Annotated in this window: 19 protein-coding genes; 11 read left to right on the forward strand and 8 right to left on the reverse strand. The window is 45.2% G+C overall.

Features of this window, described 5'->3' with window-relative positions:
* The first annotated feature begins 307 nt into the window (after positions 1-307).
* From ACE1CM_RS33165 to ACE1CM_RS33185, 5 genes are all read left to right on the forward strand, one after another.
* A complete protein-coding gene (locus ACE1CM_RS33165; protein WP_374883139.1) occupies positions 308-1,183 on the forward strand; it encodes a Tic22 family protein in 876 nt (291 codons plus the stop codon).
* Between the two features lie 3 nt (positions 1,184-1,186).
* Positions 1,187-2,158 (forward strand): peptide chain release factor N(5)-glutamine methyltransferase, encoded by a 972-nt coding sequence (gene prmC, locus ACE1CM_RS33170; RefSeq protein ID WP_374883140.1) that lies wholly within the window; start codon positions 1,187-1,189, stop codon positions 2,156-2,158.
* A gap of 147 nt (positions 2,159-2,305) precedes the next feature.
* On the forward strand, positions 2,306-3,121 hold the full coding sequence (locus tag ACE1CM_RS33175) for a class I SAM-dependent methyltransferase (protein WP_374883141.1): 816 nt from the start codon (positions 2,306-2,308) through the stop codon (positions 3,119-3,121).
* A gap of 25 nt (positions 3,122-3,146) precedes the next feature.
* On the forward strand, positions 3,147-3,356 hold the full coding sequence (locus tag ACE1CM_RS33180) for a hypothetical protein (RefSeq protein ID WP_374883142.1): 210 nt from the start codon (positions 3,147-3,149) through the stop codon (positions 3,354-3,356).
* 141 nt (positions 3,357-3,497) lie between these two features.
* Positions 3,498-4,088: an L-threonylcarbamoyladenylate synthase gene (locus ACE1CM_RS33185; RefSeq protein WP_374883143.1), complete on the forward strand. Its 591-nt coding sequence runs from the start codon at positions 3,498-3,500 to the stop codon at positions 4,086-4,088.
* 24 nt (positions 4,089-4,112) lie between these two features.
* On the opposite strand, the gene ACE1CM_RS33190 is transcribed toward ACE1CM_RS33185, so the two are convergent.
* Positions 4,113-4,895 (reverse strand): Uma2 family endonuclease, encoded by a 783-nt coding sequence (locus tag ACE1CM_RS33190; protein ID WP_374883144.1) that lies wholly within the window; start codon positions 4,893-4,895, stop codon positions 4,113-4,115.
* A 208-nt stretch (positions 4,896-5,103) separates the two neighbouring features.
* Between ACE1CM_RS33190 and ACE1CM_RS33195 the strand changes: the two genes are divergently transcribed.
* Positions 5,104-5,907 (forward strand): sensor histidine kinase, encoded by an 804-nt coding sequence (locus tag ACE1CM_RS33195; RefSeq protein ID WP_374883145.1) that lies wholly within the window; start codon positions 5,104-5,106, stop codon positions 5,905-5,907.
* Here the strand turns inward: ACE1CM_RS33195 and ACE1CM_RS33200 are convergent.
* From ACE1CM_RS33200 to ACE1CM_RS33215, 4 genes are all read right to left on the reverse strand, one after another.
* Complete coding sequence (locus ACE1CM_RS33200) at positions 5,885-6,388, reverse strand: GNAT family N-acetyltransferase (RefSeq protein WP_374883147.1); 504 nt, start codon at positions 6,386-6,388, stop codon at positions 5,885-5,887. The two genes, ACE1CM_RS33195 and ACE1CM_RS33200, sit on opposite strands and share 23 nt — an antisense overlap.
* 370 nt (positions 6,389-6,758) lie before the next feature.
* Entirely contained in the window at positions 6,759-7,748 is a 990-nt protein-coding gene (gene hemB, locus ACE1CM_RS33205; protein WP_374883149.1) for a porphobilinogen synthase, read from the reverse strand.
* Between the two features lie 897 nt (positions 7,749-8,645).
* Positions 8,646-10,016, reverse strand: coding sequence for a thioredoxin-disulfide reductase (gene trxB / locus ACE1CM_RS33210; RefSeq protein WP_374883151.1), 1,371 nt, complete (start codon positions 10,014-10,016; stop codon positions 8,646-8,648).
* Positions 10,009-10,227, reverse strand: coding sequence for a hypothetical protein (locus tag ACE1CM_RS33215; protein WP_374883153.1), 219 nt, complete (start codon positions 10,225-10,227; stop codon positions 10,009-10,011). Before ACE1CM_RS33215 ends, trxB begins: the two co-directional genes overlap by 8 nt.
* 352 nt (positions 10,228-10,579) lie before the next feature.
* On the opposite strand from ACE1CM_RS33215, the gene ACE1CM_RS33220 reads away from it, so the two are divergent.
* The 3 genes from ACE1CM_RS33220 (at position 10,580) to ACE1CM_RS33230 (ending at position 15,280) form a co-directional block, all read left to right on the forward strand.
* Entirely contained in the window at positions 10,580-11,905 is a 1,326-nt protein-coding gene (locus tag ACE1CM_RS33220; protein WP_374883155.1) for a class I SAM-dependent methyltransferase, read from the forward strand.
* Between the two features lie 107 nt (positions 11,906-12,012).
* On the forward strand, positions 12,013-12,561 hold the full coding sequence (locus ACE1CM_RS33225) for a type IV pilin-like G/H family protein (RefSeq protein ID WP_374883156.1): 549 nt from the start codon (positions 12,013-12,015) through the stop codon (positions 12,559-12,561).
* A gap of 499 nt (positions 12,562-13,060) precedes the next feature.
* Positions 13,061-15,280 (forward strand): O-linked N-acetylglucosamine transferase, SPINDLY family protein, encoded by a 2,220-nt coding sequence (locus tag ACE1CM_RS33230; RefSeq protein WP_374883157.1) that lies wholly within the window; start codon positions 13,061-13,063, stop codon positions 15,278-15,280.
* Between the two features lie 237 nt (positions 15,281-15,517).
* Here the strand turns inward: ACE1CM_RS33230 and ACE1CM_RS33235 are convergent, their stop codons facing one another.
* Positions 15,518-16,738, reverse strand: coding sequence for an FkbM family methyltransferase (locus tag ACE1CM_RS33235; RefSeq protein ID WP_374883159.1), 1,221 nt, complete (start codon positions 16,736-16,738; stop codon positions 15,518-15,520).
* Complete coding sequence (locus ACE1CM_RS33240) at positions 16,728-21,404, reverse strand: glycosyltransferase (protein WP_374883160.1); 4,677 nt, start codon at positions 21,402-21,404, stop codon at positions 16,728-16,730. Before ACE1CM_RS33240 ends, ACE1CM_RS33235 begins: the two co-directional genes overlap by 11 nt.
* Positions 21,405-21,638: 234 nt before the next feature.
* Between ACE1CM_RS33240 and ACE1CM_RS33245 the strand changes: the two genes are divergently transcribed.
* Positions 21,639-22,451: a hypothetical protein gene (locus ACE1CM_RS33245; protein ID WP_374883161.1), complete on the forward strand. Its 813-nt coding sequence runs from the start codon at positions 21,639-21,641 to the stop codon at positions 22,449-22,451.
* Here ACE1CM_RS33245 and ACE1CM_RS33250 read toward each other — a convergent pair.
* Positions 22,448-23,203, reverse strand: coding sequence for an MORN repeat-containing protein (locus ACE1CM_RS33250; RefSeq protein WP_374883163.1), 756 nt, complete (start codon positions 23,201-23,203; stop codon positions 22,448-22,450). The two genes, ACE1CM_RS33245 and ACE1CM_RS33250, sit on opposite strands and share 4 nt — an antisense overlap.
* Before the next feature lie 536 nt (positions 23,204-23,739).
* Here ACE1CM_RS33250 and ACE1CM_RS33255 point away from each other — a divergent pair.
* Positions 23,740-24,570: a photosystem II manganese-stabilizing polypeptide gene (locus ACE1CM_RS33255; protein WP_374883164.1), complete on the forward strand. Its 831-nt coding sequence runs from the start codon at positions 23,740-23,742 to the stop codon at positions 24,568-24,570.
* The last annotated feature ends 60 nt before the right edge of the window (positions 24,571-24,630 follow it).

Below are 24,630 nucleotides of genomic sequence, written 5' to 3' on the forward strand. Positions count from 1 at the left end.
TTTGGTGATAGGAACGCCCTTGCGTAAGTCCTATCTCTGTAAAATTTTTGACCGAGACGATTTGTGAACCCAGAGGGAAAAGTTAGCTCACGGGGAGAAATGACCGCAGCGAGATTGCCAAAAAAAAGTTAAAATGCATGGCAAATTAGCCGGCAACTATTGCCAAACATACAAGCCATCGGGGATAAATGTGGAGGACAGTAAGTTGGTTGGGTTCAAACCCAACAAACAAAAACATAGAATAATATTCTGTGTTTTTTGAAATGATAATTTTTTGTCTGTGACAGGATTGATAGCAGGAGAGGTTATGAAATCATTGCTTCGTTGGGGGGCAACCTTGGGGTTATTGGGGACTGCGGTGGTATCCGGTGCGATTGCCAACGTTCCCCAGGCGCTAGCATTACCCGAAGAACAGGTGGTACAAAGGTTGCGAACCGTGCCAGTGTTTATGATTGCTAAAGCAGACGGTGGCGTACTTAGTCAATGCCTCGACCCCACCAACGGTCAGCAAGTTAACTGCGATAATGAGAAAAAGGTGTTGGTAACGCCAGCTTTTATCAGCCAGCGGGATGCTCAGACGGTTTTACAGCGATTGCGGTCAGATAATCCCAACGACAGCCAAAATCTCCAGGTAATTCCCAGGTCGCTGGCAGAAGTTTACCAACAATTGGAACAAGCGAATCGAGAAAAAAAGGATTCTGTCGCGGTTGACTTTTTACCCGTGCAGCAACAAGTTGAGTCAGCATTAGCTTTGCTGCGACAAAATGGTCGCCAAGTACAGCAATTTAACGGCGTCCCCCTATTTGTAGCCAAATTCAAGTCAGAAAATAAATATCTGACCATACCCCAAGGCGACGATCGCGTGATACCTTTCTTTTTTGACAAGGAGCAAGCGATCGCACTCCTAGATCGCTTTAAGCAGTCACAACCAAATATGGCATCTGACGTAGAAATTCAAGTGATGGACTTGGAAACCGTAATTCAAACGTTGAAAACTAGCAACGATCCGGTTTTGAACAAAGTTTTGCTCGTACCGTCGCGGGAGTCGTTAGAATTCCTGCGAACCCTCCAACCAACACAACCGGGTTCTCAGCAACCGAGTCGAAACCAACCAGCTAACCAACGTCAAAATCAGCCGCAACAACGCCAAAATCAGCCCCAACAGCGTCAAGATCGGCGTTAAACGATGGAAAACCTGCAAGGGGTGGTGGTATCTGGTTTAGAACTTTGGCAATGGCGGCGACAAGCACTAGCAGCCGCGCGCGCCGCCGATGTTCCCCCAGAGGAAGTAGACTGGTTGTTGCTTGCGGTGGCAGATTTAGACCGCTTGGCGTTGCGGTTAGAGTCTTTTCGCGACCGAAAAAACATGACTCTGCGCCTAAGTTTGCCAGAATTAGACCAATTGTGGCAGCGACGAATTAGCGATCGCTTGCCCGTACAATACATCGCTGGGGTCACCCCTTGGCGCAATTTTTCTTTGGTTGTTTCCCCAGCAGTATTAATTCCTCGACCAGAGACAGAACTTTTGATCGATTTGGCGGTGGAAGCGGTGCGCCGCAGGGGAGCTCAAGAGCAGCGTAGCACAGGCGTCTCGCCTGTGGGTGCTTCGGAGCAGGTGATGCAAAATTCTCCCATGACTGATGCTGATTGGGCGGATTTGGGGACTGGGAGTGGTGCGATCGCTATCGGTTTAGCCGCCGCGTTTCCTGATGCTACCATCCATGCAGTGGATCGCAGCACCGAAGCTCTCGCCATTGCCCGCCAGAATGCCCAGCAACAGGGTTTGGCGGAAAAAATCAAGTTTTACAATGGTTTTTGGTTTGAGCCGCTAGAAGCGATCAAGGGGCGGCTTAGCGGTATGGTTTCCAACCCGCCTTATATTCCCAGCAGCATAGTACCGACGCTGCAACCAGAAGTTGCTTTTCACGAACCTCATCTCGCCCTCGATGGCGGCGAAGATGGTTTAGACTGCATTCGCCACCTCATAGAAACTGCCCCTAATTATTTGCGTCCTGGCGGAATTTGGTTGATTGAAATGATGGCAGGACAAGCGGATGCGGTGGCTGAATTATTGCGGCAGAATGGAAGTTATTATGACATTAAAATTTATCCCGATTTAGCCGGAATCGAACGCTTCGCTTTAGCTTATCGTTGCTAATTCACTCAAGTTGCTAGGGGTTAGGGAAAGAAGCGAATCTAATCAAGGTTTCTGACCTAGTAGTGCGTAAGTCCTAAATTAGCAATTAGCAATTAGCAATTACCAATTACCAATTACCAATTACCAATTTCGCTCTAACCATAAAACATGAACCCGCTGACTTATTTTTCAGACGCCGCAGCAGATTACGCAAAATATCGCCCAACTTATCCAGAAGTTGCTATCGACAAGGTTTTAGAAGGGTTAGGATTACCGTCCCAAATCGTTGCAGCAGATATTGGTGCGGGAACGGGTATTGCCTCTCGTCAGCTAGCAGAAAAAGGGATTAAAGTTTTTGCCGTAGAACCGAATGCCGAAATGAGGAAAGCTGCTATTTCCCATCCTTTAATAGAGGTTTGTGATGGCACCGCAGAAGCGACTAATTTACCCGATGCATCGGTGGATTTAGTCGTTTGTTTTCAGGCTTTTCACTGGTTTAATCGCAAGCAAAGCTTGTTAGAATTTCGCCGAATTTTGCAAAAATCCGGTCGCTTGGCATTGGTGTGGAATTACTGGGAATTAGAGGATAAATTTACTAAAGATTATTTCCGCTTGCTGATAAAGGCATCAAAACCTTACCGCGATCGCTCGCTTTTAACTCAATTGCGACGATGGGTAAAAAAAGTGCAGCGTTTGCCGTTAAAGTTATTAAGAAATTGGGGATTTTTTCTGCCTTATAGCTGTTTGCCTTATTTTGTTGAAGTGGGTCGCCACAGGTTTACTAATAAGCAAGCAGTAGATTTATCGGGTTTAATTGGTCGCGCTCAAAGTCGGGGACTCGTACCGCGTTCTGGGGAAGGATTTGAGCAACTTGTTGCCGATTTAACCCAATTGTACTCGCGGTCGCATTCTCCAGACGGCCTCGTTGACATCGTCTACCGCACCAGAGTTATCCTAGCCGAACCATTGCCTGAATTGAAATAATTTCTATGCATGAGGTAAAATAAAAATGTCAAAAACTAAAAATAGATACTTTGCCCAAGACTTTAATTGTGATGCGTTCAATCATAGAGCCAAGTATTTTCCGACTTTTAATGACGCAGTAGATTGGCTGAAATCTCGCGGAGGAGGCACAATTAAAAAACGAATTCAACACATTGCAACGGTTGAAGTTGACGGAACGATTACCCATCACACTCGCAAAAATGATTGGGAATAAAAGACATATGTCAGCGTTCCCAGGCAGGATCCAGGGAACGAGGCTAATGGCTAATAGCTAATGGCTAATGGCAGGATATTACGATCCGAAGGCAATTAGCGATTAGCGCGAGCGCTGGCAACGATAGATTACAATTAACTAATGACAAAAGTTTCAATCGAGGCCCTCGTCACTGGGGCAATTTCTGGTTTTGTAGTCAGCTTTCCCACGGATACGGTTCCGGCATTAGCAGCGTTACCAGAAAAGTCGGGATTAATCTTTGCAGCGAAACAGCGGAGTCAGGATAAACCGCTGATTTTAATGGCAGCAAATCCGGAGGAATTGTGGCATTTTTGTCAAGGGAGCGAGTCAGAAAAATTAATTTGGCAGCAAGTTGCCCAAAAATATTGGCCTGGAGCGTTAACCTTAGTATTACCAGCAAGTTCGCGCCTCCCTCCACAAGTTAATCCCAATGACCCTGGGACAATAGGGGTGAGAGTTCCCGATAGTGCGATCGCCAGAAAAATATTATCTCAAACCGGGCCACTCGCCACCACCAGCGCCAATTTATCCGGTCAACCCCCCCTGCGGACAATGGCAGAAATAGACGCTCAGTTCCCCTCTGTTCTGACTTTACAGATATCTGAAACCGAATTAACAAAAGAGTCCGGCGTGCCTTCTACGGTGGCAAAATGGACTCTTAAGGGTTGGGAAATTCTCCGACAAGGTGTGATTGAAATGGCTAATGGCTAATTGCTAATTGCTAATTGGTAATGGTTATTCTAGTTCGTTGGGGGCAATTCCTAGTGCTGCTAGTTGATCGGGAGTGAGCGATCGCAATTTTTCCACTAATTTTAGTCGCTTCATGCGTTCTATTTCAGCGGTTTCTTGACCTGTCAGTAACAAGTTACCCTCTAAATCCCACCAGCGCAACCAAACCATGGTTTGATTTTGATAAGTTCCTTCCCAAAGTCCTAATTCTACGCCCATGGTTGTAATAGGATAGTGACCGCGTGAGTTTGGGGTCATTTTTTCATAGAACCCATCAACAAAGTGGTAAACTTCCAAAACACCTTTGCTAACCTCATAAATCCCATAGTAAGGAATTCGCATAATTTGCTCGTACACCCAGAACTTGCCAGGTTTTGTAACTGTACCGTCCTCAGCTACAGATAGGGGTGTCTTGTCCCGTTCTTCACTGCCATCTCCACTGGCAAATTCTAAGGCAATTCTGGGGGCGAGAAATTCGCGCCACAATACGTAAGATCGTCGGATGACACCTCCTAGTCTAGGGGGTACATGAGGAACGTAAAACCAGTCCGGTGCTTCTGCACCTTTTTCCGGGGGTTCGGTTTCTCGCCAGTAAATGCCACAATCTTGACCAATGCAGTACTGTCCATCTGGATGCAACCTCTGCAACACTGGGCCAATCGAGTCGGTTAAAATTAAACTTTGAGGATGTTCTTGAAAATTCTTCACGAAATTACCGTCCTCCTCGGGTAGTTGGGTGTGGTCGGGAAACGGCGGTGGTAATACGATTGAGGATATAATCTCGGTCATGGTTTTAAAATCCCTGGGACTGTTACTTTTATTTTGTGCAATTTCCGAATCGCTGATGGCGATTCTACAATTAGCTCATATAGGACTGACGCACTACGCTCTTATCACCAAAGTTTCTGCGTAAATCTCTTTTTTCAGAGAAACCCGATTTCTTTGCGTCAGTCCTGTCATGTTTAGTTAATCCAAAATTCAAAATCGAAACCATCGAATGGCTGCATTCCAAGATCCTAACCAAGAAATCTCAGCACTGAAAGAAGAATTATTGCGGACGCAACTGGCGTATCGCATGGCGACGGAAATGTGCCAGTTTAAGGCAGGGTTTCTGGCGCGAATTTCCCACGAATTGCGCTCGCCTCTCAATAGCTTGATCGGTCTGCAACAGTTAATTTTGTCGGATTTATGCGAAGATGCGGCAGAAGAACGAGAATTCGTAGCGCAGGCGAATGCCTCGGCAATGAGGATGGTAGCGTTTATGGATGCAATTCTCAACGTTGCCAGAACTGAGTATGGCACCAATCGTCTCAATATTCAGCCGGTACAACTCGCCCACGTTCTCACACATGTAGATGAATTAACTCGCTTGCAAGCAGCGGATCGCAATTTACCTTTAGATATCGAGAAACCCGCTCCGGAAATTTACGTTTTGACAGATTCCCACTGGCTCAAACAGGTGTTGATGAATTTGGTAGATACGCCTTTAAAATTAATGCGGGAGGGCAGGGTTTGCGTTTCGATTCATCCCGATCCAAGTGCTGGTTACGTTCATATCCAGATTGAAGACCAACGTCCCTACAGCGCCTGGAGTGAACCAATAGATTTGTTACAGTCTGCCCCTAAAACCGATGAGCAACCCAATGGGAATTCTATCCTTTCACCAGGATTGAATCTACTCGCTATCCACACCCTCCTAGAACTGATGAAAGGACGTTTGGAACTTTTAGCAGTTCCTTCACCGAATCAGGAATCTAACCTGACTCGGGTTCAATGTTCTATTCCTTTAGCGACTCGCTAGACACCTTTTGTTGACCCGAATGGGAACTGTTGCGGGTGTGGTTGTACAGCACCATTGAAGTACTGGGGTTGGGATATTGAAATCCGAGGCGGGTGTAAAATCCTTGTTGATAGGTCGTCATCAGGTAAACGCGCTCTACCCGACAAACGCGAGGATGGTTTAACAGCGTTTCGATCATCTTGCGACCGAGTCCCAATCCCCGATAGTCTGGGTGAATCACCACATCCCAAATCGTGGCGCGATAGACGCAATCTGAAGTCGCCCGCGAAAAACCGATTAAGCGATCGCCATCCCAAACGCTGATCGCAGGATCGCTGTTGGCGATCGCTATCTCTAAGTCCTCTTGAGTGCGGTTTTGCGCCCAAAACGCGGTCAATTTAAACAATTCTTGCAGTTGCTTGATGTCCACTTGACTTCGCAAGTCGCAAAAACGGATTTCCTGGCTTTCGATCGGTTTTTCCAACGTTCTACTCTGAGTCATTCTGTTCCTTATCTATTATGGTGTTTGCTCCTTCACCACATTTCACTTTTGCCTCCCTCAATTTCTGTAACTTTTACTACTTATTTGGTTTGGGGTAGTTAAAATTCTTTCTTGAGATAGATTTTTCATACGTCAGGGGGCATAATACCTAGTTCCATTTTGCACCAGATCTGATAAGCGCCAAAAAAGATGTGGGGACTCCTGAACTAAAGTATCGAGTCAGAAACTTGTCCCCCCTGGGGGATATTTCTACCTTCACAAGCGAAGAAAAAGGCCGTGCTAGTTGCCGTTCGGCTTACCTTCACCCGAAGAATTTTCTCACTCAATCTCTAGTGCAAAAGTCCCCTAAGTTTACCCGGTTCAAACAGACTTAATTGCCTTGTTCCAACCAACGGGCGGCATCTTTAGCGTGATAGGTCAAAATCAAATCAGCCCCAGCGCGTTTGAAGCCGATTAAAGTTTCCATCACGACACGTTTTTCATCAATCCAACCGTTGAGGGCAGCGGCTTTAACCATAGAATATTCCCCAGACACGTTGTAAGCAGCAACGGGTAGATTGCAGGCTTGCTTGACTTGCCAGATAATATCCATATATGCTAAGGCTGGTTTAACCATGAGCATATCCGCCCCTTCTGCAATATCGAGGGCAATTTCTTTCAGAGCTTCGCGGGAGTTAGCCGGGTCCATTTGGTATGTTCTGCGATCGCCAAACTGGGGCGCCGACTCAGCCGCATCTCGGAACGGCCCATAATAAGCCGACGCATACTTAGCCGCGTAAGACATTATCGGTATATCTTGATACCCATCCTCATCCAGAGCTTCACGGATAGCCTGCACGAAGCCATCCATCATACCCGAAGGTGCGATAATATCTGCGCCAGCTTTTGCTTGAGAAACCGCTGTTTTCTTCAGCAATTCCAGCGTCGGGTCATTCAAAACCCGTCCAGTGAGGTCGCCGACTTCCAAATAACCGCAGTGACCGTGACTGGTATACTCGCACAAGCAAGTATCAGCAATTACAACTAAACCCGGCACAGCTTGCTTCACCGCCGTTGCCGCTGTTTGGACAATACCGCAATCGTGCCACGCACCCGTCGCGTCGGTATCCTTATCAGCGGGAATGCCGAATAGAATAATCGACGGGATACCCAAATCGTAGACTTCCTTAGCTTCTTCGACGATTTTGTCGATCGATAGCTGGTAGACTCCCGGCATCGATTTTACTTCTTTAGCAAAACCTTCGCCCGGTACGGCGAATAGGGGATAAATCAGATCGTTTTTAGTCAGAACCGTTTCCCGCACCATGCCGCGCAGCTGGGGCGAAGTACGGAGGCGACGAGGACGATGAACTGGAAACATAGATGCTTAAATTGGTAATGGGTAATCGGTCATTGGTAATAGTCCCAAGTTTATAGCTTTGGTTGATAGTCCCGATGATTCGATTGGTAAAGTTCTGTTAAGCATCCGGACAAGAAACCCGGTTGCTTGGACAATACCTTCGCCAAATTAGGCCAGGTTCACACAGGGTTTTGCCCTGTGAACTCGTCCTAATAGCGCTGCGCGCTGGTATATTGACAAATACTGAAATGCTGCTGCAACAGCTTTGTGAACATTAAAATCTTCGCTATACATCTCTCCGGGCTGTCTTCACTTTATGCCACCAATGCAAGCGTGGGGTTTAAGTCAGGAGAATAGCTGGGCTTTGAAAAGTAATTCGCACCCAGATTTTTCGATGATTTCTCTAATGAGAAGTGAGTTATGAAAGGGGGCATTATCCATAATAATTACCTGTCTTGTTCAAACTTGAGGCCACAAAAATTTCTCCAGCCAAGTTTCAATTACTTTGGCCGATCAATATCCTTGATAAACCATCGGGGCAAAAAACTTACCCTCGCATAAAGCGCCAATAATACTGAGTCTCGCTCGACGCTTTCCGGGTCGTCTGGCGTGTTCCGCCGCTGCGATTTCGCTTTTTGTGCCAGGATTGAAACAATTTTAAACACCCACACCAGCAGCTCATTTCCATCCCGCCTCAGCGGTCAAACTATTTTGCACCAGCCATCTACAGAGGCTTTTCACCCTAGTACCTTACTCCAAGAAACTTTGGTAATATGAAAAATCGTTGGTTTGGCGGCGACCAGAGAATGAAGAAACCGGGTTTCTGCCCTCGTCGTGGGTAAGTCCTGCACCCAAAATCCCACCCAAGAGGGTGGGATTTTGGCGAAGGTATTGTTTAAGAAACCGGGTTTCTCTAGATTATAGATTTTGTTCGATTAACTGGCGATATTGACTCTTTTGCTTAACGCCTTTAACTTCAGTCAACAACTCTTTATTCTTGAAGAACTGAATCGTCGGCGTTCCGGTAATGCCAGCATTTTCGGCAATGTCTGTGTCTTTGGCGATGTCGATGGTGACGAAGTGGATTTTATCGTCAAATTCGTCCACTACTTTGTCTAAAATTGGTTTGAGGGTATGGCAAGGGCCGCAACTGGGCGAAACGTACTTGACTACAAGTAAGCGATCGCTCTCGTGAAACAGCTTCCGCAGTGCAAAACCCCCACTGTGGCGCGTGTCTGCAATATCAAACTCTGCTGGTTCAAGAGTTTCGGTTTTCTTCACATCTGCTGGCGTATCTGGCTTTTCAGCCTCAGCCGTTTGATGAAATTCTTGCAGTAAGCCATTCGCCGACAACCACCTTTCTGCTAACATCGCCGCCATACAGCCAGTACCCGCAGCCGTAATTGCCTGACGATACTCGTGGTCTTGTACGTCTCCAGCAGCATACACCCCTTCGACACTGGTTTCTACCGAACCCGGCTTGGTGACGATATAACCGACTTCGTCTAATTCTAGTTGCCCTTCAAATAAAGAAGTGTTGGGCTTGTGACCGATGGCGTAGAATAACCCCTTAACTGCCAAGACACTTTCCTCGCCAGTTTTAGTATTGCGGATGTGAATGCCATTCATGCGATCGCCTTCCCCAATTACATCCACCGCCTCGCTATTCCAGTGAACCGTAATCTTGGGATTGTTCAGCACCCGATCCTGCATCGCTTTCGACGCCCGCATCTTATCGCTGCGTACCAGCATGTGAACGCGAGAACCGTACTTAGTAAGGTAAATTGATTCTTCCGCCGCCGAGTCGCCAGCCCCGATCACCGCCAGTTCAGCACCGTGAAAAATCGGAGTAGCACCGTCGCAAATCGCACAAGCAGAAATACCCCGACTCCAATACTCATGTTCGCTGGGCAGTCCCAACCGTTTCGCCGTCGCGCCTGTAGCAATGATGATGCTGTTGGCTTTAACTTCCCGTTCCTCAGAACGCACCGTAAACGGACGCTGACTCAAATCGACCGCTCTCACATCTTCTGTGTATAATTCAGCACCCCACCGTTCCGCTTGCGCCTTCATCCGATCCATTAAATCCGGACCCATAATCCCTTCGGGAAAGCCGGGGAAATTCTCCACTTCCGTCGTCGTCATCAGCTGCCCACCCGGCAACCCCCCAGCTTGGAAGCCTTCAAACACAAAGGGTTTCAGGTTGGCACGCCCCGCATAAATCGCCGCAGTATAACCGGCAGGGCCGGAGCCAATAATAACCAAATTCTCTACTGTTGGGTTAGCCATCGCCTAAAGTTAAACTCATAACGACTACGACTAATATAGCATAACTGGAGAAAGCGATCGCTCGGACGGGCAAGATGCCCATCCCACAATCGGCATTTTTTGACTCGTTGACTCGTTTTGACTCGTTGACTCGTGTGACTCGTTTCCAGGTTCTACCTGGAAATGCACGGAGGGAGGCTCCTGCCTCCCGTCCCCAAAGAGGCAGAGGCACGAGCCTCTGGGATGGCGTTACCAGGCTCGAGCCTGGTAACGAGGTGAAACTGGAGAATGGAGTTGACTCGTTTGACTCGTTCCAGGTTCTACCTGGAAATGCACGGAGGGAGGCTCCTGCCTCCCGTCCCCAAAGAGGCAGAGGCACGAGCCTCTGGGATGGCGTTACCAGGCTCGAGCCTGGTAACGAGGTGAACCATACACCCCCCCAACACTCGTAGGGAAGGGGGGGTTAGGTCAGCCAATCAACAGTCAATTGTGTACTCTGGGGCTTAAACAGGGAATACTTAAATTTAGGTGATAACATCACCTGAAGCTAATATCCCAAAAATTACCATCCGGAGATGTTCAAAATGGACAGTCAAGCCGCCGAGATCAAAGAGAAAGTGCGTCAACAATTTGACACCGGCCCTTACCCCAGAATTCCCGTCGATCAAACGCCTAAAGACGACCCGAACAACCTGTTTATTCACAGCTTGGTAACGGCCTACTATTTGAGAAATCAAAAAGTTATAGAAACAGAAGGCAAAGTAATTTTAGATGCTGGGTGCGGCACGGGTTACAAAGCCTTAGCCTTAGCAGAAGCCAACCCCAAAGCCAAAATAGTTGGCATTGACTTTTCGGAAGAATCGGTTAAATTAGCGCGGCAGCGGTTAGAATACCACGGCTTTGAAAATGCCGAATTTCATACCATTGCCATCGAAGATTTACCGAGTTTGGGCTTGGAATTCGACTACATCAACAACGATGACGTGCTTTATCTCCTAGCCGATCCAGTTGCCGGATTGCAGGCAATGAAGTCGGTTTTGAAACCAGAGGGCATCATCCGGTCTAACCTGCATAGCTCGCTGCAACGAGTAAACTATTATCGTTGCCAAGAAGTGTTTAAAATGATGGGTTTGATGGATGAAAACCCCAGAGAATTTGAAATTGAGGTGGTGCAACAGGTGATGAACTCACTCAAGGATACTGTTCACCTCAAAGTCAACACTTGGCACCCTCAGAAAGCGCAATCCGAAGACTTATATTTAGCAAATTATCTACTTGTAAACGATAAAGGCTACACAGTTCCTGAAATGTTCTCTATTTTGAGAGCTGCCGGTTTAGAATTCATCAACATGGTGATCTTCAACGGCTGGGACTTGATGGAACTGTTCAAAGAACCCAACAACTTGCCCGCCTTTCTGGGAATGAGCCTGCCAGAGAGTTCCGTAGAAGAGCGGCTGCATTTGTTTGAATTGTTACATCCGGTTCACCGCTTGCTAGATTTTTGGTGCGGTCATCCTGACTCAGCCAAGCCAGTTGTGCCAGTGGCTGAATGGTCGGAGGATGACTGGCAAGGAGCAAAGGTACACCTACATCCCCAGTTGAGAAGGAGTGGGGTCAAAGCTGAACTGATTGACTGTATCGCTAGCTACAAATCTTTTGAAATCAGCCGTCACCTGTGTGTCACAACCACCGAGCCGATCTGGATAGACAGCACTAAAGCGGGTTGCTTGCTACCTCTATGGGAACAAGCGCAGCCGTTTGCATCCCTAGTAGAACGCTGGCTCAAAATTAGGCCAATCGACCCAGTAACCATGGAACCCATGAGTCAGGATAAAGCTTTCGCGGAAGTCAAGCAACTGTTGAGCAGCCTGGAAGTGTTTCTATACGTGCTTTTGGAGCGTTCGGCTTGAGAAATTGCAAAAATTTTTGCCATGGGTGATATGAAACCTGGAAGAAGTGGGTAAGTTCTATTTAGAGCAAGCAAACGACTATCGCGCACCGGAAGGAGAATCAAGTCATGAAGGCTGACATTAAATACAAACTACTACAACACATCAACCAAAAGAAGACGAATAAAGAAGAAGGTTTCACCCTAATTGAACTGCTGGTTGTTATCATCATCATCGGTATTCTGGCTGCTATTGCACTGCCTTCATTCTTGAACCAAGCCAACAAAGCCAAACAGACCGAAGCTAAGCAAACCCTGAGCGCGATGGGCAAGTCTCAGCAAGCTTACTACACCGAAAACAACACGTTCTTGAAAACCATAGAAGATTTCGCCAAATATAGCGGTGCCGGTGTCAAATTGAAGACAGTCAACTATACCTACGGCGTGACAGCAGCAGATCCCAACGTCGTCAACTTGGCTACTCCACCACAAAATGGCGCACTGCTCGCTTATGCAGGCGGTGTTGGTCTGGTGGAACCTGTAGGTGGCGGCGATAAAACCTCGACCACAACTTTGTGTCAGAGTACAAAGGCAGGAGTCACACCAGCCGCTGGTGCAATTACCTTTAATGCAAACGAGGTCAAGTGTAACGGCGGCGAATATGTAGATGCGAAGTAATTTTTTGCCGCTCCTAAGCTAAACATTGGCGATGTGGGTAGTGTGAGTAGATGCTACCCATTTTGTTTTTTTAGTCATTAGTTGATCGATCGCAGATGCACTCTCATAAATAATGCAAGTTGCTAGTTACAGCAGATTGCAAGTCATTGAGGTACAGCCTTTTGGCTTCGTTTGTATAGCGGCAGCATTAATGCTGCCGCTATACAAACGAAGGTGTACCTCACCCGCCTGCAAACCGCTATATAAACTTCGCCGTTGCTAATGGCTAATTGCTAATTGCTAATCTTGGATTTTTACTGACATTAGCCATTAGCCATGAGTCGCTCCCAGATAGATAACTAGCAACTTGAGTTAAATAAACTGTAGGATGTGTCAGGCACATACAATTGGCGAGTTTTTACCAATAGGTTACAGCTGGCGCCTGAAGCACCAGTAATCGGTGCGTTACACTGCGTTAACGCTACTATATTTAGCGATTAGTTACTAACTATTCCTCGTTATGAATATCGATCTAACACTTTTGCAGCAGCAAGCTTATGAATATTTAATTCAGGGTAACTATACCAAAGCGGCAGAACTTTACGAGCAGGCAGCAGAGAAGGAACCAGATGTCAAATCACACTACTGGGATTTGGGGTTGGTGCTGCTGTTGCAAGGACAAGAAACGGAAGCTCAAACAACTTGGTTGCTGGCAATGGCAGAGGGAGAAGCAGAACAAGTTGAGGAGTGGACGGCAGAACTAATTCAGGTACTCGAAACAGAAGCGACGCGGCGGGAGGAACTGGCAGATAATGCCGTTGCCTGGGTGATTCGGCAACACCTGCGGGAAATTGCGCCAACAGATATTAATAATTTATTGCATCTGATTCACCTAGCTATCAAGCAGGAAACGCTGACGGATGAAGAATTGGCATCTATTGGTATCGTTGAACTGCTGCGAGAGGAGCAACCATTAGGCGTAGAACCCTCTCAATTGCTTTTCGTCTTACAGAGTGTCTTGAGCTATGCGCCTTGGTATGAGTCATCCCTAGAGTTCGCAGCAGCTTGTTTACCCCACGTTTATCATCTGCCGGAAGTGGTAGCAGTGTGGCTGAAATTAAGTCATGAAATTGCTTACTCGATGGCGATGCCTGCAATCGCTGCCAGTTTGCTGGAAATATATTTAAGTATCGCTCCTAACCATCCAGAAATGTTACGCCAGCTATCGGCGTTTCACGATATTAACGGCAATCATGCCGCTGCGATCGCGGCTGCGAAACAGTGTTACTCCCTACTCAAGACATTACCAGAGCAGGTGTATGGAAATTATATGGTTCTGCGAAGTCTCATGAGTGCAGGCGTGTATTGGGAAGAAGCAACATCAGTTTTCCAGCAGCAGGAATTGCTTTTGCAGTCGATCTTAGAAGAAAACACCACCTCGCTCAATCGCTCCGATAACCTTCGCCTCGTTAGTTCAACGTTCTTTTTGCCTTACTTTAAAGACGAACCCAGAAGCAACCGACAAATTCAGAATCAAATCGGTCAAATTTTTCAAGCCAATGTCGAAAATTATGCTAAAGAAATCGTCGAGGGATATCGCCAAAAATTGTCACCGCTTAACAGAAAAAAAGCCCCCGGTTCGCGCTTGAAAATTGGCTATTTATCTTTTGCTCTCAGAAAACATTCGGTGGGTTGGTTAGCTCGCTGGTTGCTCAAGCATCACGACACCTCGCGCTTTGAAGTTCACGGTTATTTTGTGAATGCAACAAACATCCAAGACCCCTTACAAAACTGGTATATTAATCAAGTTGAAAAAGCTTATCGTTGCGGATTTAACAGCTTAGAAATTGCCGAGCAAATTCACCAAGATGAAATAGATATTTTAATCGAACTCGATAGCATTACCCTAGATACTAGCTATGAGGTCATGGCACTAAAACCCGCTCCGATTCAAGTCACTTGGCTGGGTTTAGATGCGTCGGGAATCCCGAATGTAGATTATTTTATCGCCGACCCCTACGTTTTACCAGAATCAGCACCGGATTACTATGCAGAAAAAATCTGGCGACTCCCCCAAACCTACATCGCGGTGGATGGGTTTGAAGTCTACGTTCCCACTCTAAGACGGGATAAACTAGATATTCCAACGGATGCAGTCGTGTATCTCAGTATTCAGCGGGGTTACAAGCAACATCCCGAAACAGCAAGACTGCAAATGAAGATTCTGAAACAAGTATCCAACAGCTATTTACTAATTAAAGGAGTTGCTGAAGAAGCAGCACAAAAAGAGTTTTTTGGCAAGATAGCAAAAGCAGAAGGTGTAAGCAGCGATCGCCTGCGATTTTTACCAGAAGTTGCTACAGAAGAAGTTCACCGAGCCAATCTTGGCATTGCAGATATAGTATTAGATACCTATCCTTATAACGGTGCTACAACTACGCTGGAAACGCTTTGGATGGGGATTCCGATGGTAACGCGAGTCGGCAAGCAATTTGCCAGTCGCAACAGCTACACGATGATGATGAATGCAGGGATAACAGAAGGTATCGCCTGGACCGATGAAGAGTATATCGAATGGGGTATAAAGTTAGGAAAAGATGAAAACTTGCGGCGAGAAATTACCTGGAAATTAAAAGCTTCGCGACAAACATCTCCCTTGTGGAATGGCGAGAAATTTACTCGCGAGATGGAAAAAGCTTACGAGCAGATGTGGGGGAAATACGTTGAAGAAAATCAATAAATATCGGGTGCGGTCAAAAGTAGTTGGTTGAGATTGACGCTCCTGACGCGGGGAAATTTTTTCAATATCACCAAGGGGTTTTGACCACACCCATAAATATCTATGGGGAATTCATATCAAATCCGGATCGACAACCCCTCTTATCTTCTTCTTCAACCCCTCTTATCTTCTTCTTCTTGGCGTTCTTGGCGTCTTGGCGGTTCATTTAAAAAGGGGGTAATGGAAGCGGATGTGGTATCAGACGCCTCTTGCTAGTTCAACTACTGACAAATATTGCAAGGATGCAAGTTCAATGCAGGGAATTTGGTTAGCTTTAGAGGTAGCGATCGCTTGAAAATCTTCGTTTTCAAAAGATATCCTGGCGCTCGCTTGCTGCGACTGTTCTTGACACTCCATTAACCCCTGTTCTACCAAAAAAATTTGCAGTTCTTCGTTTACATCTAACTCGTCTTGCATAAATAAATTCATCGCCACGCTGGACAAAATAAGATTTGCTTCTTCAGCAGAAATGTTACTGCTATTTACTAACAAAGTCATGCGCTCGCGCTCTGGGTGAGCAATCAAAGTTCTGAGAACTTTTTCCAAAACCGGACATAGCAAATTTTCTGGTAGCGACCAATTGGGAAAGATAATTAAATTCACCTTTTGGCGTTGAGATTCCAGTTCTAAACCTCTTTCCTTTTGTAAAAAAGGAACGCAAATTTGTTTGACTTCATTTTCGGAAAATTCACAATTACGAAAACTAATTAGATTTCCATAAATAGCAGCATCAGCGAAAATTTTAACTAATTCTAAATTGAATGCTTGTAAATCGAAGATACATTCATCCGCATCTGGATCGGCATCTATTAAAACGCTGAAACTATAACCACATTTTCGCAAAATTTCCAGACATTCAAGAGTAGCATTGAAAAATTTAGTTGACCAACCCTTCTGGCTATTTTCCTTACGATCGCCGCCACCATACTCAAATAAAACCACACTTGGTAGCAAGGCTTCTGGTAATTCCATAAACTGACGAATAATAGTATACTCGGCTCCTTCAACATCCAGCTTCAAACAAGTTACCTTAATAGCCTTGACGCTTGATAGCAAGCTAGACAGCGTTACCGACGGCACTTGTCGCGTTTCTGTTGAAGCACCCCACCAGTCAGGATCTAAGGTACAAAGATTAAGATTTTCAACTCCTTGAAACTTGCCAATATATAAAGTTTGAATTCCATCAACATCCGAAACACAACCTTCAATTAAAGTGATGTTATATGAACTACAAATCTGTTTCAATGCATCAACTGGCAAAGGTTCTACTGCAACAGTTTTAAATCCTAATTTGGCAAATCTTTCGCAAAAAAATGCGAAAGTTCCAACTCCAACATCAATGCAGATTCCTTCTTTCTTTTCGTCTACGATAGGCAGAATATGTTCTAATAAAGCTTGACAACACTCTTCAACCTGCATTTTCAAAGCTCCTTTTTTGAGTCTCAGCATCGCTGACTACACCATCGCGTAAAATTGGATCGCTATCCCACGGATCGAAAGGAATTAGTTTTTGCTTCTGCAAGTTTGGACGAAAGAAAATCTTACCTTTTTCGTTTAGCATACAAGCAGCCAACGAAAAAGAGCTATTGGAAATTGCCACAACATCGCATTGGCTTAATAAGTAAAAATCAGGATAAAACTCGGCTTGCAGCAATTCTACGCCTAAATCTTTGACCGTAATTGGATTATACTCGGCAAAGTCCCCCATAACTTTTTCCGGTTCGTCGCTAGCAATAAATAATATCGGTTCGTCCAAAATTTCCCACAAACCGCTCAACCATTCTTTGTACCATTCATTCGGTGCAATAAAGAAACATTCGTAACCAAAATCGCCGCGTCGCAGATGTAAACCTACAACAGTTTTACCTCTGGATCGAAGAAGGTTAACAGCTTGTTTCATCTTCGCTTCTATTTCTGGTATTGGCTTGAACAGCGAGCGAAAATACTCTTTGTGGGGAGCGTAGAAACTCGTGTTGTACTGGAAGTAACCCCAAAAGTCAACATTTGTCAAGGGTTGTTTTGAATTTTTAATATGCCATTCTAAAAGGTCGTTATTTAACTCGCTCGCTACGGGTAACTTTTGAGCAATTGGCAAATCGTTATGACCAAAAAGATACTGTCCGATCCATTCAGGGGTTTCTACCTGTAGATTATGCTGTTTGGCATATATTTTTAAGAAGGCATACTGAAAAATTTGGTTAGCAAAACGTCCATTTTTTCCCAAGGAAGACATGGTAATGACGGATGGCTTTTCAGCTTCAGCAGGAAATGGTATTTCTATGGGAGCAAACTTGATTTGACCAAGTTTGTCTATTTCGCAAGCGGGAAGATTGTCGGCTAAAGCGTGCGCGATCGCCAATCTATTCTCCCATTCTAAACCGATCCGCATCTGGACGCGACGCAGCAGCGCATCCCACTGGGATTGTCTTAAATTCCCTACCAAAGAAATTTCTGGCCCTTCGCTCACATCCAACTCTTCTTGCAGCAGCAAATCCATTGTTACGCTAGACAGAAAAAGATTCGCATCTTCATCAGAAATATTGCTCGTATCTATTAACAAAGTGATGCGACTTTTATCCTCGCGATCGACAACTGCTCGAATTGCATTTGTTATATCTAAAAACAGATTCTCTTCTGGGGCAGACCAATCAGGGAAAATAATTAAATTAATCTCATTAAGCTTTAAACCAAGCAGACTGGCTTCAATTTGATTCAAACTTGCTTCGAGCAAAGTCAAACTAACAATTTTCGCCATCCTCGACCAAGAAAACTTTTTCGCTTGTGCAATCCCCGCAGCAATTAACGAGTTTCTCACATCCAGCTTTTGCACCTCACAAAGTGCATTTACTAACCCATCAACATCATCATTGCGTACATATAATGCTGCCGTTCCTGCTACCTCTGGAATCGAAGCATTAGGACAAGCAATAACCGGACAACCGCAAGCCATTGCCTCTAAAATGGGTAAACCAAACCCTTCATATTGAGAAGGATAAACTAGCGCGACGGCACCAGAATAAGCATCTCTTAACTCCAGATCGCTTAGCTGCAAAACGTGGACAATGTTACCCGATGTATAAGCTCTAAATTCAGCTTCTAACTGCGGATCTCCACCTACGCAGACAATTTCAAAACCTTGTCTGCTGTAAAAATTAGAAAATGCCTTAAAGAAGAAAATTGCATTTTTATTTCCTTTCCTACCGCCTACCAAAATAAAATAGGGTTTTGAAATGCCATACCGCGTCTTAAACTGCTCAATTTCTTCTAAATTAGAGGTAGAAAAATATTTTCCAACTCCATTATGGGCTATTGTTACAGCTTCTAGAGGAATGTGAGGGAAAAACCTTACTAGATCTCTTGCCGTATTTTCCGAAACAGCGATATAGGCAGATGCGTGACGGATACTATAGTGCTTCTCTCGCCACATGGGTTTGTTGAGATCTGCCGCGATCGCTTCTGGAATCATATCATGTACCATCAACGCGGATGGCGTCGAAATCGGTGTTGTATAGTAAGTCGAAATAAATAGATCCGCACCCTTGACATCGCAGACTAGCTGCAACATTTCTCGGTCTGCATCGGTTTTGTCGTAATCGTAAGGTGGTACAGTCAGATACTGGATACCTGGGATTCTAGGAGCAGTTCCAGCACGATCCAAAACCAGGATATGCCTGCCAAAACCAGTTTCACTCCATTCAGTTAATAAGGCTTTCCAGACACGGGCAATGCCAGTATTATAAAGTTGGAAAAATACTCCATCAACAATGATTCTCGGAGCGAGTTTCTCTATTTCTAAAGTTTTTCTTTGCCACTCCTCTGACGATAAAAACCGCCAACTTCCACTTTCATCTTTTTGTGCAAGCGTTACGATTCCACAAGATTCTGCCGTATCAACTAAAGCGTTATCCTCCTCTCTAACCCATGAGAAATATTGGTGCAATAAAGTTGGTAATTTGTTTTCTTCCTGCAACAGCTTCCAGGATGCGATCGCATCTTTAAACCCATAATATTGTTCTTTAAATCGCAACTGCTTTTCTAGCACATAGGAAAAGTGTTGAAATACCAATCCTTGTTTTTCAGTTTCGTCATGTCCAAAAGGATTGATATCTGAAACAACATTGTATTCCCCATCTGGCAAAGGTTCAACTAATACGGGAGGTTCGTGTCTTAGCCAGAAGTACCCAGGTTTATATCTCCAGGTTCGCCGCCACTCTATTGAAGGCGTTGCACCATAACAATTACGAGTACTAATAACTCGATTTTCCCCAACAAAATACCAACACCAATAAAAAGCCGCCGTTCTTGATGGATTCTCAATAAATATTTTTCGCCCCCTGCAAATTTGAGCGGATGTCCAAAACTCATCCACATCAACTTGCCAAAGTAAACATTCTTCCTGGATGTTAACAAGTGGTGCATTCACCATCTCCCGTTTACCATCCCAGAAAACACCTTCTGGCTTCCGATAAACGGTGACATATTCGGGATAAAATTTTGCCAGTTCATCTAAATATGCTGTTGTGCCATCAATGCTGCGTCCGTTTTGGTGGAGTTCATCGGGAATCTTTCCACCCATACGAAGACTCCAAGATGTATCGTGTTTTAGATCGGCTACCCCTTCAACGATGTGCCAATGCCATTTAAAAGGTAATTGTTTCAAAACTTCAATGTGGTAGCGGATAAACGGTTCGCCGTTCAGGACAATTGTAAAAAAATGAATGGGTAATTCGTTTAAACTAGGTGGATTAAAATCAATACTTTGTGAAAAGTACTTTCCTAGCCAAGGTTGTCTACCAGCAAAATGTCGAAACCGAATTGGTTCTAAGCAGGGATTTTTTATATTAATATCGTAAACCGGAACTTCCCCTTTAACTAAAGTCACATTTAAACAATTAGGCAAAATTTCGATATGAGTTTCTTTGTCTTCTGGTGATAAACTCTCTATAACTTTCAGAACCGCCAAATTGTCCTGCCACGGATGTTCATCGCAGTCATTTCTATTCCAAACAGCTTCAAAGAAGCGCTTGCTAAATTCATTGACTCGAACCACCCAAACTCCACTATTAATAATCCCTGATGAATCTTGGGCGAAAGCTACGCTTTTATAGGTATTTAGCTTAATATCGCCGCGTACAATTGATAGGTCTGCATCTAAAAAGGCAATCAAATCTCCAGGTTGCAGTTCATTTATCAGTTTCAGAACATAATGAATTTTAATCCAATGAGGTTGTCGGTTAATCCCAGCATTGTTTTGGGTAATTCCTTGATATTCAAACCCGTGATAATTGGCATATTCTCGAAACCGAGGACTGCTAAATTCCTTATAGTTTGCTTCCAATCTTCCCACTCCAACTGCAAATAAAATTTGACGCGGTTGTCGCAGTTGTACGGTTTCCTCTGATGTTTTTTTGAAGATGGCGTAACCGTTACGTAAATATTGATTCTCGGCTACTAATGAATAACTATCGTCATTTTTAAGTAAATAATAATTTTTATAATTTTTAAATGTATTGATATCGTCGAGCAAGATATATTTAGCACCGTATACCTCCTCCATTTCAGCCTGACCCGTAAATTCGGAGCCGTCAATTAGTACCAAATCGAAATTTTCAATATTATTTTCTCGTTTAATCTTTTTTATTCCTTCTGGTTCTACTCCGGATTGTTTAATATAATCGATATCTTGTTCCAACCAAGTTAAAACTTGTTGTAATGGGTATTTTTTTAATCCCTGATGATAATTTTTATAAAATCTAATTACCTCATCTGCATTAGGAAAACGTTCAACCGCAACTGAAGAAACGTTGTAGCACTTGACAAATGAGTACTCAGCATACCTTTTTTCAAGTTCGTTAAATCGATTTTTGGAAACCTCCATACAAAAAAGTTTAGGCTTGTTTGGGTTTTCCCTCATTCCACACACAAAAGCTTCAGTACTTCCTTCCCCTGAAGCAGAACCGATTTCTAAAACTGTTTTAATATTTTCTTCTCGCCCTATCCTTTGAATAGCAGCGTAAAACTCATCATTCTTAATTTCAGGAGGAATGAGACGGTTCAGTCCAGAATTTAAAAATTTATTGTCCATCGTGCCAACCTAAGCTTAACAGAATTGCCCCAACCTTGTATTCAACGCCCAGAGACGCTAATCATTAATTTACCCCATTTCCTGCCCCAATTACTCTCCCATCCAACCAATCAGTACTGATGTACTGCAACATTCTTGTTGTCGAATCGATTAAAATATTTTGTTAGCTAATCTTGCTATTGCGCTAGAACAATAGTAAATCCCCAATGCCTGGTTATATTTGTTACCTAAAATATGATTTCCCCATCCCGCCCGATTCAATTAAATCAATCTATAGTTTCTTCCTTAGTAGCATTGTTGTGTTTGCTAGGGATTGGAGGTCTTCAAGTTCCTAGATTAAACAAACTAATTACCAGAGGACAAACAGCTTCTATAGAAGAGTTTAAAAGAGAAGTAGAGGCAGAAAGACTGCGGTTGAACTTAATTCAAAAATTCCCCTCATTTGGCTTTGATAACTTAATTGCTAATTGGGTGTATCTCGGTTTTTTACAATACTTCGGTGATGAGCTAGCACGCGGTCAAACCGGCTACGAACTAAGTCCAGCCTACTTTGAAATTATAGTCGATCGCGACCCGCGTTTCTTAGGTTCCTATATTTCTCTCACTGCCAGTCTCTCTCTATACGCAGGAAAGCCAGAAGAGTCAGTAGCGCTGATGGCAAAAGGATTAAAGTCAATGTCTCCCAAAATACCGCCGCAGTCTTATTATGTTTGGCGATATAAAGCGATTGATGAATTACTTTTTTTGGCAGATATTAAATCAGCTCAGCGATCGTTTGCAATGGCGGGGCAGTGGGCGAGTGTTTATCCCGATGCCGATAGTCAAAACCTAGCAGCAATCTCGCGCGCAACAGCGCAATTTCTGGCTGGCAATCCCGATAAAGAACGAATCAGAGATGCTCAAGCGGCGATTTGGGCATCGGTGATAGTAAATGCATTACAGGCAAACGATCGCCGTACCCGCGACCAAGTAATACGTCAAATTGAGGCGCGGGGTGGAAAGGTAACGATCTCCCAGGAAGGAGGGGTATCCGTTAAACTGCCTTAATCCTGCGGTTGACCAGGTAGCAAAGGTTTGCCATCGCGGAACAATCCGACATAACGCCTGCCATCAGCATAAACAATAGTGCCTCTGCCGTGGGGTCTGCCGCCGCGTAGTTCCCCCTGGTAGCGGTTCCCCTGGCGATCGGTGCATCTGCCCCTGCCGTCAAGCTCGTTATTGAAGAACTCGCCTCGGCAGGTGAGACCCCTTGGGCGGGTATAGACGCCGCCGCCCAAGATATTGCCCAAAACGAACTGACCCTCGTAAAGACTGCCATCGGGAAATCTAAATGCGCCTCTGCCGTTGAACTGACCGTTGCGGAACTGTCCGTAGTAGCGTCCGCCTTCGGCAAAGATAAATAACCCCGTACCGTTGAATTGCCCGTTGCTTACCCGCCCTTGATAGCGGTCATCGTTTTTAAAGATATATTCGCCTCTACCGTTGGGCAAGCCATTGCGGAACTGTCCCTGGTAGCGATCGCCATTTTTGTAAATAAATACTCCGATGCCATTGGGCAACCCATTGCGGAACTGTCCCCGATAAGCATCGCCATCCGGGTAGATGCAGGTGCCCCTACCATTGATAACCTCACCTCGGCAGATCAGCTGATTTTCTGCTGGCGTGCTTTGCCCAAATGAAGGCAGCGCCTCACCCATAGAATTGGCTATATACAGGCAAGCTGCAACCAATATCGTCATCGAGGTTTGAGCGAGCGAGCGACCCATCGGCAGATCCTTAACTTGAGGCAGGGCAGTCAATATGGCCTATTTATAGCAAACAAACCGCCGTTTATCCCCATTTTCCAGAGCCTGCACTGGGGAAATTGCGTTCGCGCAGCGTGTGCGTCAGCACTTATAGCGCGATCGCCCCCATCCGACTATCGCCCATGACGGATCGCTCGCAGGCCAGCAAAAAGCCATTTAGCTTTTGCGCGGTTTTTCTGTAAAATCTGTATGGTATTTAGCCTTTAACAATACAAAGTCTCTGACAGAGATTTTAACGTGGGCATTGCCATGCCCGAAAACTATGCCCGGACGGCTATGCCGGGACTGGAGAATACCCTGTCCAATCTAGTACGTGCGGCAAGCGCGGAATTTACGCCTGTGGACAAGAAGGATCCGACTCCCTTGGTTGAAGCAGGAAGCAAACGTCAATTTAAGCGAAATGCTTGATCTGAGTAAGTTTTGTCTTGCAACAGTTCCCATGCGCCTAATGAAGTGTCACTCAAAATCTGGCTTGTTCTATAACATCTGGGTTTTGCATCGCAGATTGAGGTTAATTATTGAGGTTGACCATGTGGTATCGCTCTTTTATTGCAGCACTCTTAGCCTTATGCTTAAGCGTGCTAACCGCTTGTAGTGAAGCTCCCAGCAACACGACCGCTCAACTGACCTACGACGATATTAGGGGAACCGGGCTAGCTAACAACTGTCCCCAGCTAGCCGAAACGACTCGCGGCAGCATTCCCCTCGACCGTAACCAGTCGTATACGCTAAGGGGTCTGTGCTTGCAACCGACTACTTTCTTCGTCAAAGAAGAACCGCTCAACAAACGGCAAGAAGCAGAATTTGTTCCGGGCAAATTGTTGACCCGCTACACCTCCAGCATTGACCAAGTAGAGGGTACACTAAAAGTCAACGAAGATGGAAGTCTGACTTTTGTTGAAAAAGATGGGATTGACTTCCAAGCCATCACCGTGCAGATGCCTGGTGGCGAACGAGTGCCTTTCCTATTTTCGATCAAAAACTTAGTAGCTACTACAGCGCCTGGTGTAGAAAGTCTTAATACATCCACGGATTTTGAAGGAGAATTTAAAGTCCCCTCCTACCGGGGTGCTACGTTCCTCGATCCCAAAGGTCGCGGCACCGCAACGGGTTATGACAACGCAGTCGCTCTCCCAGCTCAAGCTGATAGCGAAGATCTAACTCGTGCTAACGTCAAGCGCACTGAAATTGGCAAGGGCAAGATTTCTCTCCAAATTGCCAAGGTAGATAGCAGCACTGGTGAAATTGCCGGTACCTTTGAAAGCGAACAGCCTTCCGACACCGATTTGGGAGCGGCTGAGGCTAAAGAAGTTAAGATTCGTGGCGTGTTCTACGCTCGCCTTGAATCGGCAAAGGCATAAAAGTTAGCTTTGACACTCCCGGTAGATTCAAAACCAGCTACGGGAAAAGCTTGTCCAAAA

The sequence above is a fragment of the Microseira sp. BLCC-F43 genome (assembly GCF_041929235.1).
Classification (GTDB): domain Bacteria; phylum Cyanobacteriota; class Cyanobacteriia; order Cyanobacteriales; family Aerosakkonemataceae; genus Microseira.

Coding starts and splice junctions, on each gene's coding strand:
- ACE1CM_RS33180 (WP_374883142.1), top strand. CDS start 3,147: ATGTCAAAAACTAAAAATAGATACTTTGCCCAAGACTTTAATTGTGAT.
- ACE1CM_RS33245 (WP_374883161.1), top strand. CDS start 21,639: ATGATTTCCCCATCCCGCCCGATTCAATTAAATCAATCTATAGTTTCT.
- ACE1CM_RS33220 (WP_374883155.1), top strand. CDS start 10,580: ATGGACAGTCAAGCCGCCGAGATCAAAGAGAAAGTGCGTCAACAATTT.
- ACE1CM_RS33185 (WP_374883143.1), top strand. CDS start 3,498: ATGACAAAAGTTTCAATCGAGGCCCTCGTCACTGGGGCAATTTCTGGT.
- hemB (WP_374883149.1), bottom strand. CDS start 7,748: ATGTTTCCAGTTCATCGTCCTCGTCGCCTCCGTACTTCGCCCCAGCTG.
- ACE1CM_RS33235 (WP_374883159.1), bottom strand. CDS start 16,738: ATGCAGGTTGAAGAGTGTTGTCAAGCTTTATTAGAACATATTCTGCCT.
- trxB (WP_374883151.1), bottom strand. CDS start 10,016: ATGGCTAACCCAACAGTAGAGAATTTGGTTATTATTGGCTCCGGCCCT.
- ACE1CM_RS33225 (WP_374883156.1), top strand. CDS start 12,013: ATGAAGGCTGACATTAAATACAAACTACTACAACACATCAACCAAAAG.
- ACE1CM_RS33175 (WP_374883141.1), top strand. CDS start 2,306: ATGAACCCGCTGACTTATTTTTCAGACGCCGCAGCAGATTACGCAAAA.
- ACE1CM_RS33165 (WP_374883139.1), top strand. CDS start 308: ATGAAATCATTGCTTCGTTGGGGGGCAACCTTGGGGTTATTGGGGACT.
- ACE1CM_RS33255 (WP_374883164.1), top strand. CDS start 23,740: ATGTGGTATCGCTCTTTTATTGCAGCACTCTTAGCCTTATGCTTAAGC.
- prmC (WP_374883140.1), top strand. CDS start 1,187: ATGGAAAACCTGCAAGGGGTGGTGGTATCTGGTTTAGAACTTTGGCAA.
- ACE1CM_RS33230 (WP_374883157.1), top strand. CDS start 13,061: ATGAATATCGATCTAACACTTTTGCAGCAGCAAGCTTATGAATATTTA.
- ACE1CM_RS33200 (WP_374883147.1), bottom strand. CDS start 6,388: ATGACTCAGAGTAGAACGTTGGAAAAACCGATCGAAAGCCAGGAAATC.
- ACE1CM_RS33240 (WP_374883160.1), bottom strand. CDS start 21,404: ATGGACAATAAATTTTTAAATTCTGGACTGAACCGTCTCATTCCTCCT.
- ACE1CM_RS33195 (WP_374883145.1), top strand. CDS start 5,104: ATGGCTGCATTCCAAGATCCTAACCAAGAAATCTCAGCACTGAAAGAA.
- ACE1CM_RS33190 (WP_374883144.1), bottom strand. CDS start 4,895: ATGACCGAGATTATATCCTCAATCGTATTACCACCGCCGTTTCCCGAC.